Origin of the sequence: Vulcanococcus limneticus LL (genome assembly GCF_002252705.1) — a bacterium.
GTDB lineage: Bacteria > Cyanobacteriota > Cyanobacteriia > PCC-6307 > Cyanobiaceae > Vulcanococcus > Vulcanococcus limneticus.
In genome coordinates this window covers 1-14,396 of sequence record NZ_NQLA01000036.1, presented here as the reverse complement: position 1 = coordinate 14,396, position 14,396 = coordinate 1, and the positions used below count along the sequence as shown (strand labels likewise).

The following is a 14,396-nucleotide window of genomic DNA, read 5'->3' as shown; positions in this document are numbered from 1 at the left end:
GGCTCGCCTGATCCGGGCCCCCACGGGCCGCGCGACGTCGGGCCGGCCGCCAGGTTGGCAACCAGAACGTCGAAGGGGCCCGGCCACACCCAGCCGCTATGGGGTCCGAGTGGGCCGGTCTCCGTCATCGGCCGTGATTACACCAATTGCGGTGGTTGCCATGTCGCGGTAAGCCCCGATACTGAAGATTGGGACATGCCGACAGAGGCTTTGCCCTAGGCCCATTTGGTCACCCTGCGCGCACGCTCTCCATGGCTCAGGTCTCTCGGACCCTCCTGCATCGTTGCCTGCCCGGCTTTGCGCTGACAGCTGCGGTCCTGTCGCTGCTGGCCTCGGCCGCTGCGCCGCCGGCCGAGGCCGCCAAGGCCCGGGCCACCGTGACCGAGATCCTGGACGGCAATGAGTTCTTCATTGAAACCAAGCCGGCCAAAGTGCTCCAGCAGGCCACCACGCCTGAGGTGGTGAGCACCAAGGGCAGCCGCGGCACCCTGGCCTTCAGCAACGGGGCAATGGCGCGGATCAATCGCAACTCCCAGTTCAAGCTGCAGTCCAGCTGCTTTCTGCTCACCAAGGGCCAGGTGCTGATCTCAGGTCCCCAGAACGCCTGCATCCCCAGCATGAAGATGGCGGCCCGGGGCACCAATTACATCGTGGAAGTGCTGGACGATGGCACCACCCAGCTCTCCGTGCTGGAGGGTGTGGTGCAGTTGGAGAACACCGACCCCAACAAGCGGGCCTGGATCAACCCGATCGATCGGGAGACGGTGCGCATCTCCCCCACCGGCGAGATTCTCGATCGGCGCTGCATGGTCTCCACCGACTACAAAGCCGTGTTCAATGGCCCCCTGTTCCAGGGCTATGACAAGCCCCTGCCGGCGTTTCACAACCTGAGCAACCTGCTGAACGTCAACGTACCGCTGCCGCGGGCGGCCCTGTCGGTGCTGAGCTTCGGCCTGTTCTGAGCAGCGGCCAGGCCGATCCGCCATGGCCCGCTTCCTGCCGCGCCACCTCGCCCTTCCGTTCCTCTCCACCGCGGTGGTGGTTGCCGTGGCGGGCCTGACGGCCAATCCGCCAGCTGAGTTACGTGGCTGGGAGCGCAGCCTGGAGAACCTGATGGTGCGGCTACGGGGCGTGCGGCGTCCGCCGGATCGGCTGGTGGTGGTTGCCATCGACGACTCCACCCTGCAGCAGGGGGCCTGGTTCCTCGACCAGCCCAAAGGCCAGGCGGCCATTCCCAGCTGGGCCCAGGGCATCAGCACCCTGCCCTGGCCGCGGGCCCGCTATGGGGATCTGCTCGATCGGCTCTTCCAATCCGGGGCCAGCGCCGTGGCGCTCAACGTGGTGTTCGAGGGCCCCAGCAACCGTGGCGCCGCCGACGACGCGGCCTTGGCGGATGCTCTGCGCCGCCACAAGGGCCGGGTGGCCCTGGCGGCCGAAATGCTCGAGACCCGGGATCACACTGTGGCCGGCCTGACGCTGGTGCAGCCCCCGACGCCCCTGTTGCAGGCGGCCGGTCCGTTCAATCTGGGGCTGACCAACACCCTCCCCCCCACCCAGGGCGAGCCGGCGTTTCATCCCGAGGTCTATAGCCGCGGGGTGCTGCCCGCCAGCGGAGCGGACGCCTACCCGTCCCTGTCCTCCACGCTGCTGCTGCGGGCCGGCATCCACAGTCGCCAGCGGGACGAGCAGCGACAGCTCAACTTCTACGGGCCCGAGGGGCGCTTCGAGCGGGTGTCCGCCTGGGAAATGCTCGATCCTGATCGCTGGAGTCGCCATCCCAAGCGCAACCGGCTCCAGAACGCCGTCGTTGTGGTCGGTCCGGTGGTCTCCCAGGGCGGGGCTGCCGGGACTCCCTCGCCCTACGGAGCCATCAGCGGCCTGGAGCTGCTCGCCACCGCCAGTGCCAACTCCATGCTGGGCGATGGTCTGGTGCCTTGGCCCGCCTCGCCGCTGGGTCGGGCTCTGCTCGCGATGGTCCCGGTGCTGCTGGTGGTCCTGTCCGTGCGCGCCGGCATGGGGCTGGGGTTGCGGCTGGGCCTGGTGGGCGCCACGCTCGGCCTGGTGGTGGTGGTGGCCTTCCTGGCCCTGGTCCAGGCCCAGGTGTGGCTCCCCCTGCTCACCCCCGCCACAGGCCTTGTGCTGCTCGGCCTGCTCTACGGCGGCGATGCCTACCTGCGCGAGGAGGGCGAGCGGCGGCGACTGCGGCGCACCTTCGAGCGCTATGTGGCCCCCACGGTGGTAGCGGAGATCCTCTCGGATCCGGCGGCCGCCGAGGGGATCCTGCGGGGGCGACTGCTACCGGTAACGGTGCTGTTCACCGACCTCAAGGGCTTCACCCAGCTCACCCAGCAGCGCAGCGGCAGCGGCGAGATCGAGCTGCACGTGCGCCAGCTCAACCGCTACCTGGGCGAGATGGTGGAGGTGGTGACGGCCCATGGCGGCACGATCGACAAGTTCATCGGCGATGCGGTGATGGCGGTGTTCGGCTCCCCCATCAGCCGCGGCAGCCGCGAAGAGGCGGTGGCCGCGCTGCGCTGCGCCCAGGCGATGCGGGAAGCCCTGGCCGGTCTCAACCGGGAGTGGGCGGAGGAGGGTCTGGTCCCGTTCGAGAACGGCATCGGCCTGGCGTCAGGCGAGGTGATCGTGGGCCAGATCGGCAGCCCCCGCCGGATGGAGTTCACCGTGATCGGCGACAAGGTGAACCTCGCCAGCCGGCTGGAGGGCCTCACCCGCACGGCGGGCGTGTCGATCCTGTGCGATGCCACCACAGCAGAGCTGGCGCAGGGCAGCCTGGAGATCCGTTCCATGGGCGAACAGCAGGTGAAGGGGATGGGGGCGATTCCGGTGTTCACCCCGGCCGAAGCTCAGGCCGGTGCGCCGCTCCAGGGCGCCGGCAGCTGAGCCGATCGCTGGGGCCGTTCGCCGGAATCCTGGGTCCCTGGAGGGCCTTGCTGGAAGCGGTCCCAGCGGAACGCCTCTATGAAACGCCTGCGCTCTTCGGGGCTCAAGCCCTCCCCGCCGCTTCCGGTGGCGCTTGCCTGGCCCGCGGGCACCGTGTGGGCTCCTCCCTGCTCGGCCAGGCAGCTCCCCAGCAGCTCCGCCGTGATCGCCGCCAGCAGCACGCCGTTGCGGTGATGGCCCGTGGCCAGCCACAGCCCCGTCACGGAGCTGGCGCCGAGCAGGGGGCCCTCGTCTGGGGTGCAGGGCCGGAAGCCCCACCAGCGCTCCATCGGCGGCCAGCAGCTGGCCGCTGGCAACAGGGCGGCGATACCGCTCTGCAGGGTGCGCTGGCCATCGGGGGTGAGCCCCTCGCGGAAGCCGGCCTGCGGCTCGCTGGTGGCCCCCACCACCAGCAGGCCGTCCTCCCGGGGCACCAGGTAGGTACCCGGACCGAACACCACCCGCTCCAGTGCCTGGCGGGGCCCCTGCAGCGACAGCATCTGCCCCTTGACCGGAAACAGCGGCAACTCCGGCAGCAGCTGGGCGCTCCAGGCGCCGCAGGCCAGGACCGCCTCCCGGCAAGACAGCAACTGCTGCTCGCCCTCGGCCGTGCGCAGCTCCACACCGCTGAGCTCACCGGCGCCATCGCGCCGCAGGGCCAGCACCTCGGCCCCCTCCTGGAAGGCCACCCCCAGGCCCACGCAGGCCCGCTCCAGGGCGCGCATCAGCCGGCGGCGATTGTCAATCTGGCCGTCCTGCGCAAACAGCAGACCCACAGGCCAGTCCGCACCGATGCCCGGGATCTCCCGCTCCAGTCCGCGGCGGTCCAGGGGCTGGCCATAGGGCGCGGTGGGATAAGCGTCGCGCTCGGCGACGCTGCGGAAGGGCACCACGATGCCGCTGGGCCGCAGGCCGCAGCCCAGGCCGCTGTCGGACTCGATGCGCGCCACCCAGCCCGGAATTCGCTCCAGGCTGCGCTGGCCCAGCTCCAGCAGTGGGCCGCCCAGGCCCTCGGCGTGGGGCGCCAGCATGCCAGCCGCAACGAAGCCCGCCGCCTCGCTGCGGCGCCGGCTCAGCACCGTCACGGCCCGGCCCCGGCCGGCCAGCTCGTAGGCGATGGCCAGGCCCATCAGGCCCCCGCCAAGGATCAGCACAGGGGGGGAGGTGTCAACCGGTTGAGCCACAGACGCGCGCGGACAACGCTGCCTTCAGTGTTTCAGGGCGGAGTGTCCGGGTGCGAGCGGCGCGGGAAAGGGCCCGACCGGACCGCTCCCGGTGGCCGGTACCGACGGGAGCAGGCCACGCCGGGAGCCCCTGCATAGGATCAGGCCACGCACAGGAGCAGGAGAGCACCAATGGCAGGGGCCGCCGCAACCGCCAGCGCCAAGACAGCCGACGCCGCCTCGCCGGCCTCCACCGCCCCGGCCGCCTGGGAGGCGGTGATCGGCTTGGAGACCCACGTGCAGCTGGGCACCGCCAGCAAGATCTTCACGAGCGCCTCCACCACCTTCGGCGACGACCCCAACACCCATATCGACCCTGTGGTGTGCGGCCTGCCCGGCACCCTGCCGGTACTGAATCAGAAGGTGCTCGAGTATGCCGTGAAGGCGGCGATGGCACTGAACCTACACATTGCCGAGCACAGCAAGTTCGATCGCAAGCAATATTTCTATCCCGACCTGCCCAAGAACTACCAGATCTCCCAGTATGACGAACCGATCGCTGAAGACGGCTGGATCGAGGTGGAGGTGGCCGAGAAGGGCAAGGAGACCTACACCAAGCGCATCGGCATCGAGCGCCTGCACATGGAGGAGGACGCCGGCAAGTTGGTGCACGCCGGCAGCGATCGCCTGGCAGGCTCCACCCACTCCCTGGTGGATTACAACCGCGCCGGTGTGGCCCTCGCCGAGATCGTGAGCAAGCCCGATCTGCGCACCGGCCGCGAGGCAGCGGAATACGCCTCGGAGATTCGCCGGATCGTGCGCTATCTGGGCGTGAGCGACGGCAACATGCAGGAGGGCTCCCTGCGCTGCGACGTGAACATCTCCGTGCGCCGCGGGCCCGAGGCCCCCTTCGGCACCAAGGTGGAGATCAAGAACATGAACTCCTTCTCCGCCATCCAGAAGGCGATCGATTTCGAGATCCAGCGCCAGATCAAGGCCTATGAGGCCGGCGAGCCGGTGGTGCAGGAAACGCGCCTCTGGGATGAGGGCAAGCAGCTCACTAAGAGCATGCGCGGTAAGGAGGGCGCCAGCGACTACCGCTACTTCCCCGACCCCGACCTCGGCCCGATCGAAGTGAGTGCCGAACGGCGCGAAGGCTGGCGCGCCGAGCTGCCGGAACTGCCGGCCGCCAAGCGCCACCGCTACGCCGAGCAGCTTGGGCTGTCGACCTACGACGCCCGCGTGCTCACCGATGAGCGCGCCATGGCCGACTACTTCGAGGCCGCCGTAGCTGCCGGGGCTGATGCGAAGGGCCTTGCGAACTGGATCACCGGCGACATCGCCGCCCACGTCAATGCGAACCGGCTCTCCTATGCCGAGCTGCCCTTCCGGCCCGAGCTACTGGCCGAGATGGTGCAGCTGATCGACGGTGGGGTGATCAGCGGCAAGATCGCCAAGGAGATCCTGCCCGAGCTGCTGGAGAAGGGGGGCTCCCCCAAGGCGATTGTGGAGGAGCGAGGGCTGGGCATGATCAGCGACCCTGCAGCGATCGCAGCGATCGTGACTGAGCTGCTGGCGGCCCACCCCGAGGAGGTGACGGCCTTCCGTGGCGGCAAGACCAAGCTGCAGGGCTTCTTCGTGGGACAGCTGATGAAGCGCACCGGGGGCCGCGCCGACCCCAAGCTGGCCAACCAGATCCTGATTGAGAAGCTCAAGGGGTGAGACTTAGTGGCTGGGTCATCTCCAGCGCATCTCCCTAGTCTTGGTCAGAATGACTGGTGGGTTGAGCCATGTCCGTCGGTAAGTCCCTGGATGCTGACTGGAGCCATTGGTTGCAAATCAATCGGCAGCGGGGCTGTGACCTTGCTGTGCTGTTCGACAAGGCCCTGGCCCAGGGGTTTGACGCCGCGGCCATCGCCGATGCCTTAGGCGGATTCCGCCCCCAGCTTTCCCGTCAATGGGTACCCGCAACCGGAGATTCTCCCTGGTCAGTCCTCGCCCGCGCGCCCCTGACGGATCCACGTCATCGTCCACGAGCATGGCGCCTCGATACATCCCTGGCTCAGATCTATGAGATTCCCTGTTTGCTCTCGGAGGACGAATGTGGCGCGTTGATACTTGCCATCAACTCATCCCTGGCCCCCTCCACTGTGACCCGCGGCCCGGCCGATTACCGCACTAGTCGCACCTGCCATCTGCGTAGGGCTGCACCGCAGCTGGTTGAGCAGATCGATGCCCGACTGGCGGGGCTGATTGGTGTGGACGAGGCCTATTCCGAGCCATTGCAGGGTCAGCGTTACGATGAGGGGGAGTATTTCAAGGCCCACACGGACTGGTTCGCCCCGGGAACGGACGAGTATCATGTTCATACCTGCCCCGGGGGGCAGCGCACTTGGACCGTGATGGTCTACCTCAACGCCGTTGAGGCAGGCGGTCAGACCCGTTTTGAGCGTGTGGGCCGTGATTTTCAGCCTTCCCCCGGTGTCGGGGTGGCCTGGAACAACCTCGGCGCCGATGGCCAGCCGAACCCCGCCACCTTGCATGAGGCCCTGCCGGTGATCAGGGGCCTTAAGTACGTGATCACCAAATGGTTTCGGGCTGAAACCGGTCGCAATCAGCCACTCAGTTCGGTCTAATCGATTGAATTGGGTTGCTTCGTTGCCTGGCTCCGCACCCGCATGGTTGCCACGTTGGTGTGGCCAGCCCCCCGCCCTGCGGACAGGCCTGTGCTTCACGGCGCAGAGTTGGTCTCCCTGGAGCGTGCCAGGGCCGCCGCCACTGCACCTGCTAGCTGGGACCCATCGACCCGGTTGTCAATCACCACATCCGCCAGGGAGCATTTGCGCTCCAGAGGCCATTGGGCTGCGATGCGGGCTCTGGCCTCAGCCTCTCCGACACCATCGCGGGCGACGAGCCGTTGCAGCTGCTGCTGCGGGTCGCAGTCCACCACCCACACCTCACTGCACAGGCCATCGAGCCCGGCTTCAAACAGCAGCGGCACCATCAGCACCACCACGGGCGCATCCACCAGCCGCTCCAGCTCCGCCGCGAAGCGCTGGCCCACGAGGGGGTGCACCAGCTCCTCCAGCCAGCAGCGCTCGGCCGCATCGGTGAACACGATGCGGCCCAGGGCGGCGCGATCGAGCTCGGCCCCTGCGGATGCCCTGGCCTGGTCGAGGCGCGGACCGGGCGCAACGGCCGTGTTCACCGCCTGTACCTGCGCGCCGTAACGCTCCAGCACGGCTCGGCTGGCGGCGCTCCCGGGGGCCAGGGCCTCGCGGGCGTAGAGGTCCGCATCCAGCACCGGCAGGCCGTGGCCTTCCCTCAGCAGCCGGCCCACCGTGCTCTTGCCGCTGGCGATGCCGCCGGTGAGACCGATGCGGCGCTGGCCTCCGCACCAGCGGGGGCGCGGGGAACGCTCTGGATTCACGAGCTCAGCCAGGTGGTCCGTCACCACAGGCGCAGGTCAAGGCCCTTCACGATCAGATCCAGCAGCGGTTGGCGCGGGCCATCGTCCTCCAGCTGCCGGCGGCGCTCCTCGCTCTCCAGGTCCTCGCGCCGCTGCCGGCGCTCCTGCTCCCGCTGCTCCTGCTCCAGTCGCTCCTGGGTGTGGAGCTGCCCACCGGCCCGGCTCCACTCCAGCAGCTGCCTCAGCTCGCCGGCGTCGAGCCAGAAGCCATGGACCGCGCAGCGATCCACGATCACGCCGCTGCGCTTGCCGTAGAGATTGCGGTTCATCAGTTCTCCGCAACAGGGACAGGGCCTGTAACGCACCGGTGACGGGCTGGCCGCCGTGCGGGGCGCCTCGCCGAGGGCATCGAGCAGTGGTCGGTTCACCTCCCACACCGGTCCCACGCCACTGCTGAGCAGGGTTTCGATGCCGCCGGTGCCGAGGAACATGCCGAGGCAAGTGGGGCAGCGGCCCAGGCTGACGCTGCCCGCATCGCGGGTGGCAGCGCTCCCGGCCGTCACCGCCGGCTCCAGCCGCACGGCGTCCAGCGGGCAGCGGCAGTCGGGACAGTGGCGATCGGCCCAGCTGCCGGTCACCTCGGCCTGGGCCCAGCCCTGCAGGTCCACATCCAGGCGGCTGCCGCAGTAGCGACACACCAGCTCGCTGGCCGGCAGGGGCGCGGAACAGCCAGGACAGTTCATGGCGCTGGCGGTGCAGCCGGAGGGGGAGGAGGTGGCGGAGCGAGGAACAGCACGGCCAGCTCGCCCAGCTGGGAGGCCGGCGTCCAGCCCGCCAGGCCGGCATGCCAGATCAGCCCATCGGCCCGCAGGGTTCCCTGCTGGCGCAAGGCGGCCAGCTCCGCCAGGGTCAGGGGCCCGTGGGGCTGGCCCTCCAGGAGCACGTGATAGGCCGTTCCCGCCTGGACCGCCGTTCCGGCTCCCGTTGCCGTCACCGGCGGAGCCCCGGTGCCAGCGGCAGCGGCCGTAGCGGCGTTACCTGCGGCGCCCCCCGCGACGGCCAGCTGTTGCGCCAGGCCGAGGCCCACAACCAGGCCGCTGGCCGTGCCGGCCGGACCGCCCGGGTTGGTGGCCGCCTTCTCCAGGGCGATGCCCGCCTGGTAGGTGGTGAAGGCCTGCAGGTCGCCGGTGAGGGCAATGCCGCTGCGCCGATCCAGGGCGGCCTCCACCTCCGGCGGCAGGGTGAGGTTCTCGATCAGCAAGGTGGTGAGGCTGATGCCGTAGCCCTCGAACTCCGGTTCCAGCCGCCGCCGCAGCTCCGCCGCCAGCTCGTCGTAGCGGCCGGCCAGATCGAGCACCGGGTGGCGGCTTTCGCCGAGCAGGTCGGCCAGCCGGGTCACCACCAGGTTGCGCAGCTGCTCGCTGATGCCATCCACCGTGAAGTGACCGCTGCTGCCGCTCACCTCGCGGATCAGCCGTGGCGGATCGCCGATGCGCAGGGTGTAGCTGCCGTAGCCCCGCAGTCGCACCGGCCCCAGCTCCGGGTCCCGCAGGATCACGGGGTGGCGGGTGCCCCACTTCAGGTCGGTGAACTGGCGGGTGGCCACGAAGTAGACCTCCGCCTTGAACGGGGTCTCGAAGGCCGTCGGCAGCGACAGCAGCGTGGTGAGCAGCGGCAGGTTGCGGGTCTCGAGGCTGTAGCGCCCGGGCCCGAAGCTGTCGGCGATGCGGCCCTCGTTCACGAACACGGCCCACTGGCCCTCGCGCACCGTCAGCTGCGAGCCGAACTTGATGGCGTCGTCGCGGCGGGGGAAGCGCCACACCAGGGTGTCGGGGGCCGGTTCGCCGGCCCACTCGATGACGTCGAGGAACTCCCCCCGCACGGCCTCCCAGAGCGTCATGGATGCGCGCGGGCTGATGGGTCTGACGCTAGGGACGGCCCGGGGTCCTGTCAGGGGCGGTGTGTTGCGGCGTGGGCTGGAGCGTGCCAGGCGCTACGCCGCTACCGGCCCGGTGTTGCTTGCCTGGGAGATCTCTCGATGGGGCGCCTGGCTGCGGGTCGGCGCCGCCGTTACGGTTCGCCGAGCTCTCCACCGACCCCCCGGTCCCCCCCTGGTTCCGTGCAGCTGCTGAGTACCTGGTCTGAGCGGGCGGCCCATACCGTGCGCTCCCTGTTGCTTGCAGGCTGGCTGCTGCTGATCGCCACCCTGGTGGTGCCGGGCCTCGATCCCTGGCCCGTCGACGTCAACACCTGCGGCCCGATCCAGAGCTGCCACAGCCACCAGGGCAACCAGATCTTCTGGGGGGTGGTGGTGCCCAGCGGGATCCTGATCCTCGTGCTCCTGAGCCATGAGCTCTGGCGGCGCATCTGCCCGCTGGCCTTCGTCTCCCAGACCTTCCGGGCCCTGGGCCTGCAGCGCACCGTGGCGGGCCGCAACGGGCGCCGCGAGGTGGTGCGGGTCGAGCCCAACTCCTGGCTGGGACGCCACCACGTGCAGCTGCAGTGGGGCCTGTTCGTCGCCGGGCTGAGCCTGCGGCTGCTGCTGCTCAACAGCCACACCGTGGCCCTGGCGGTGTTCCTGGTGCTCACGTTGGTGGCGGCCTTGGCGGTGGGCTGGGCCTACGGCGGCAAGGCCTGGTGCCAGTACATCTGCCCGATGGCCCCCGTGCAGACCGTGCTCACCGGGCCCCGCAGTTTCCTGGGCAGTCCGGCCCACCTGCAGACCGGCAGCCGCATCACCCAGTCGATGTGCCGAACGCTGGATGCCAGCGGCAAGGTGCAGAGCGCCTGCGTGGCCTGCCAGGCCCCCTGCATCGACATCGACTCGGAGCGCACCTACTGGCAGGGCCTCTCCGGCAAGCGGGGCCTGGCCTGGGCCTGGGGCTCCTATCCCGGTCTGGTGACCGCCTTCTTTGTGCTGGTCGAGGCCAGCTCCCGCGAGGGGGTGGATGCCCTGCGCAGCGGCCTCTGGGCCTACGACACCGAGCCGATCCATCGCCTGCTGGCCCCCATCGGCGACGGCCGCTGGACCCTGCACCTGCCCCGGCTGCTGACGATCCCCGCCCTGCTGCTGCTGGCGGGCTGGCTGTCGGTGCGGCTTTTCGAGGCCCTGCGGGGCTGGCTTCTGGGGCAGCTGTCCACCCTGCCCCCGGAGCGGGCCCAGGAGCTGGCCACCCAGCGCAGCCGGCTGCTGGCCTCGTTCGCGGGCGTGAATGCCTTCTTCTTCTTCGCCGATCCCACCCTGGGCCTGGCCGGGCCCCTGGGGGGACAGCTCATCCGTTCGCTGGTGCTGGTGGTGAGCGGCATGTGGCTGCACCGCGGCTGGCGGCGGGAGCGGGCCACCTACACCCGCGAGAGCACCAGCACCAGCCTGCGCAAACAGCTGGAGCGCCTGGTGCCGGATCTGGCCACCTACCTCGATGGCCGCGCCATCGGCGAACTGAGCTCCGAGGAGGTGTTCACCCTGGCCAAGGTGCTGCCCGCCCACATGAGCGACACCAACCGGCGCCTCTACCGGGAGGTGCTCGCCGACCTGTTCAGCAGCGGCCGGCTGGAGCGCGCCGCCTCGCTGGTGCAGCTGGAGGAGCTGCGCCAGTCGCTCGGGCTGGTGGAGGAGGACCACCACGCCGCCCTGCGGGAACTGGCGATCGAGGATCCGCGCATCCTGCAGCTCGATCCGCAGCAGCGGCAGATCCGCTCCCTGCGCCAGGCCGCGGCGGCCGAGGCGATCGACGAGCTGCTGCTGCTCACCGGTGCCGCCGACCTGGCGGAGCTCGCGGCCCGGCCCGCCTGGCGCGACCAGCTGGAGCGGATCCGCCGCACCAACCAACTGGATGACGCCAGCTGGCAGGAGCTGCAGGAGCGCTTCGGGCCCAGCTCGGAGCAGTCGCGCCGCCGCCTGCAGCAGTGGATCGAGACGCTGGCGGCCCAGATCGCGGCCCGCAGCAGCCTGGAGCAGGCGGCGGCCGAGGAGCGGATGATCCGCCCGCTGTTGCCCACCATCGATCGCCAGCTCACCAGTCTGCTGGTGACCATGGCTCCGGCCCTGCGCGCCCTGGAGGAGACCGCCCCGGCGGCGGCCGGCGACGGCGGAGCCCCCGGGCCCCAGGCGTCGTTGCTGCTGCAGACGGCGGCCCTGCTGCCGCTGCTGCCCGAGTCGCTGCTGGCCCAGGTGCGGCTGCGGGATCTGCCCCTGCCCGCCCCCCGGCTCGACCTGGCGGCCGAACGGATCGCCAGCCAGCCGGATCCCCTGGCGGTGCTTGAGGGCCTCTGGCAGGACCCCGACCCCGACACGGCCCTGTGGGTGCTGTGGCTGCTGGATCGCCTGGCGCCGGCACGGGGCCAGGCCCTGCGCCACACACCCCGGCTCGGACCCTCCAATGCCACCCTCGATCGGCTGCGCCGCTATGGGCCGGTGCCGGAGCTGCGGGCGGTGGTGCAGCTGCTGCAGGTGCCGCTGGTGGCGGATCTCTCGCCGGCGGCGCTGCTGAGCATGCTGCGGCTGGGGGAGTTGCGCACCCTGGCCCCCGGCGCGGTGCTGTTCGAGCTGGGCGACCAGGCCGACACCGTGACGATCCTGCTGGAGGGAAGCTGCGAGGTGCTGCGCCCCGATGGCGCCGCGGCGAGCGACGCCCCGAGCCTGCGGCGGGTGGCGCTGCTGCGACCCGGCGAGCCCATCGGCGAGGTGGCCTACTTCGCCGACCACCGGCGCCGTTCCACGGTGCGCGTGGCCGAGGAGCCGGTGCGGGCGATGGTGTTCCGCTCCACCCAGTTCGAGCAGCTGCTGCAGCAGTCGCCGGAATTCAGCCGCGGCCTGCTGCGCCAGCTGGCCATCAAGATCGAGAACCTCTATGCCCTGGCGGCGCGCCGCCCCCTTGCCCTGGCCGATGGAGGCGCGGCCGGTGGAGCCGCCAACGGCGCGGCGGCAGGATAAGAGGAGTTCTCTCAAGCCCCGTGACCCAGTCCTGGCACCCCGTTCCCGGTGGCGTCACCGCCCCCGAGGGTTTCCTGGCGGCCGGGGTCACGGCCGGCCTCAAGGCCTCCGGCAGGCCCGATCTCTCGCTGCTGCTGGCCCCCGAGGGGGCGGTGTGCGCCGGCACCTTCACCACGTCCCTGGTGCGGGCGGCCTGCGTGGATCTCTGCGCCGAGCGGCTGCAGGCCTGCGGCGGCCAGGCCCGCGCCGTGCTCACCAACTCCGGCCAGGCCAACGCCTGCACCGGCGAGCGCGGCCTGGCCGACAGCCTGATCGCCACCGAGGCCTTGGCGGATCGCCTGGGCCTGCAGCCCGAGCAGGTGCTGATCTGTTCCACCGGCGTGATCGGTGTGCCGATCCCGATGGACACCCTGGTGGCGGGCCTCGATCCCCTGGTTGCGGCCCTCAGCTCCGCGGGCGGCGCCGACGCCGCCACCGCGATCCTCACCACGGATTTGGTGGTGAAGCAGATCGCCCTTGAGGCCAGTCTGGGCGGCCGCCGCGTGCGCATCGGCGGCATGGCCAAGGGCTCGGGGATGATCCACCCCGACATGGCCACGATGCTGGGCTACCTCAGCTGCGATGCCGGTGTGCCAGCCGAGGTGTGGCAGGCGATGGTGGGCCGCGCGGTGGACCGCTCCTTCAACGCGATCACGGTGGACGGCGACACCAGCACCAACGACACGTTCCTGGCGTTTGCAGCCGGCGAGCCCCTGAGCCCCGAGCACTTTGAGGCGCTGGAGGCCGGCCTGACGGCGGTGTCGCAACACCTGGCCCGCGCCATCGCCCGCGACGGCGAGGGGGCCACCTGTCTGATCGAGGTGCAGGTGGAGGGGGCCACCACGGATGCCGGCGCCCGCGCCATCGCCCGCACCGTCTGCGGCTCGTCGCTGGTGAAGTGCGCCGTGCACGGCCGCGACCCCAACTGGGGTCGGATCGTGGCCGCCGCCGGCCGCGCCGGCGTGGCCTTCGATCCCGAGGCGGTGGCCCTGTGGCTGGGGGAGCACCAGCTGATGGCTGCCGGCCAGCCCCTGGCCTTCGACCGACCCGCCGCCTCCGCCTACCTGCGGGCGCGGGCCGCCGGGGCCTATCTCGGTGGGCCTGGAGAAGGCGGCGACACGGTGCTGATCCGCCTGGTGGCAGGCGCCGGCCCCGGCCGCGGCGTGGCCTGGGGCTGCGACCTCTCCGATCAGTACGTCCGCATCAACGCCGATTACACCACGTAATCAGAAACCGTTTCATGGCAAGGGTTTTGAAGCGTCATTTCCTGCTGTGTCACTGGTGTGTCACTGAATACATGACGCTCCACTGGTGCTAAAGTACAAAAAATCTTGATGCAATGTTCTCTAAACTACGAGGATTTGTAAAGCATTCAATTCCTCAGTTCTTGAATCATCCTCTGTGGCATGAACGTAGAGGGCATCCATTTATTCGTTTTGCAAGATTGCAATTAATATTTGCTCTTGGTGAGCAAAGGGTTTATTTAAAGTGGATTGGTAAACTTATGCTTCCGATAGAGAAAGGTGATACTGGATTGACTGGTAACTATTATCTTGGTTTGGATGAATTTGAAGATATGTCATTTGCAATTCACCTTTTACGGCAAGATGATATTTTCATTGACGTAGGTTCAAATCTTGGTTCGTATTCGCTTCTCGCTTCTGGAGTTGCAAAAGCAAATAGTTTTGCCATTGAACCAGTTCCCGCTACCTATGACAGATTAATTCAGAATATCGGTGTTAACTTTCTTGGCAACAAGATAAGTGCACAATGCTTAGCATTGTCAACTCCATCAAATAGTTCAAATGGAATTAAGGGCACCTCGAATAATCAGCAAATCGCAGAGGTTCTGAAGACATGAAGAAGCCGCCAAAGAGGCGGCAGAGAAGGAGAATGCTATATCGAACATTGA

The 14,396-nt window shown here is 69.0% G+C and carries 11 protein-coding genes; 7 read left to right on the top strand and 4 right to left on the bottom strand.

Going from position 1 to position 14,396, the window contains the following annotated elements; translation table 11 throughout:
• Positions 1-251 precede the first annotated feature (251 nt).
• Together CJZ98_RS12990 and CJZ98_RS12985 are read left to right on the top strand one after the other, a co-directional pair.
• The gene (locus CJZ98_RS12990) at positions 252-962 is read left to right on the top strand and encodes a FecR family protein (protein WP_094591559.1); all 711 of its coding nucleotides are present in this window, start codon (positions 252-254) and stop codon (positions 960-962) included.
• Between the two features lie 22 nt (positions 963-984).
• Entirely contained in the window at positions 985-2,901 is a 1,917-nt protein-coding gene (locus tag CJZ98_RS12985; RefSeq protein WP_094591558.1) for an adenylate/guanylate cyclase domain-containing protein, read from the top strand.
• Here the strand turns inward: CJZ98_RS12985 and CJZ98_RS12980 are convergent.
• Positions 2,865-4,070: an NAD(P)/FAD-dependent oxidoreductase gene (locus CJZ98_RS12980; protein WP_094591571.1), complete on the bottom strand. Its 1,206-nt coding sequence runs from the start codon at positions 4,068-4,070 to the stop codon at positions 2,865-2,867. The two genes, CJZ98_RS12985 and CJZ98_RS12980, sit on opposite strands and share 37 nt — an antisense overlap.
• A 225-nt stretch (positions 4,071-4,295) precedes the next feature.
• Here CJZ98_RS12980 and gatB point away from each other — a divergent pair, with 225 nt between their 5' ends.
• Entirely contained in the window at positions 4,296-5,825 is a 1,530-nt protein-coding gene (gene gatB / locus CJZ98_RS12975; protein ID WP_232756463.1) for an Asp-tRNA(Asn)/Glu-tRNA(Gln) amidotransferase subunit GatB, read from the top strand.
• A 68-nt stretch (positions 5,826-5,893) separates the two neighbouring features.
• Positions 5,894-6,739, top strand: coding sequence for a 2OG-Fe(II) oxygenase (locus tag CJZ98_RS12970; RefSeq protein ID WP_094591557.1), 846 nt, complete (start codon positions 5,894-5,896; stop codon positions 6,737-6,739).
• Positions 6,740-6,834: 95 nt separating this feature from the next.
• Here the strand turns inward: CJZ98_RS12970 and coaE are convergent, their stop codons facing one another.
• The 3 genes from coaE to CJZ98_RS12955 are packed head-to-tail and all read right to left on the bottom strand — an operon-like array spanning position 6,835 to position 9,412.
• Positions 6,835-7,533: a dephospho-CoA kinase gene (gene coaE, locus CJZ98_RS12965; RefSeq protein WP_094591569.1), complete on the bottom strand. Its 699-nt coding sequence runs from the start codon at positions 7,531-7,533 to the stop codon at positions 6,835-6,837.
• 20 nt (positions 7,534-7,553) lie between these two features.
• The gene (locus tag CJZ98_RS12960; RefSeq protein WP_094591556.1) at positions 7,554-8,255 is read right to left on the bottom strand and encodes a TFIIB-type zinc ribbon-containing protein; all 702 of its coding nucleotides are present in this window, start codon (positions 8,253-8,255) and stop codon (positions 7,554-7,556) included.
• Positions 8,252-9,412 (bottom strand): SPFH domain-containing protein, encoded by a 1,161-nt coding sequence (locus CJZ98_RS12955; RefSeq protein WP_094591555.1) that lies wholly within the window; start codon positions 9,410-9,412, stop codon positions 8,252-8,254. The genes CJZ98_RS12960 and CJZ98_RS12955 overlap by 4 nt, the downstream gene beginning before the upstream one ends.
• A gap of 219 nt (positions 9,413-9,631) precedes the next feature.
• Between CJZ98_RS12955 and CJZ98_RS12950 the strand changes: the two genes are divergently transcribed.
• The 3 genes from CJZ98_RS12950 (at position 9,632) to CJZ98_RS18375 (ending at position 14,345) form a co-directional block, all read left to right on the top strand.
• Complete coding sequence (locus CJZ98_RS12950) at positions 9,632-12,445, top strand: cyclic nucleotide-binding domain-containing protein (RefSeq protein ID WP_094591554.1); 2,814 nt, start codon at positions 9,632-9,634, stop codon at positions 12,443-12,445.
• A 20-nt stretch (positions 12,446-12,465) separates the two neighbouring features.
• Positions 12,466-13,710, top strand: coding sequence for a bifunctional glutamate N-acetyltransferase/amino-acid acetyltransferase ArgJ (gene argJ / locus CJZ98_RS12945; protein ID WP_094591553.1), 1,245 nt, complete (start codon positions 12,466-12,468; stop codon positions 13,708-13,710).
• A gap of 161 nt (positions 13,711-13,871) precedes the next feature.
• Positions 13,872-14,345 (top strand): class I SAM-dependent methyltransferase, encoded by a 474-nt coding sequence (locus tag CJZ98_RS18375; RefSeq protein ID WP_157910982.1) that lies wholly within the window; start codon positions 13,872-13,874, stop codon positions 14,343-14,345.
• Positions 14,346-14,396: the final 51 nt, after the last annotated feature.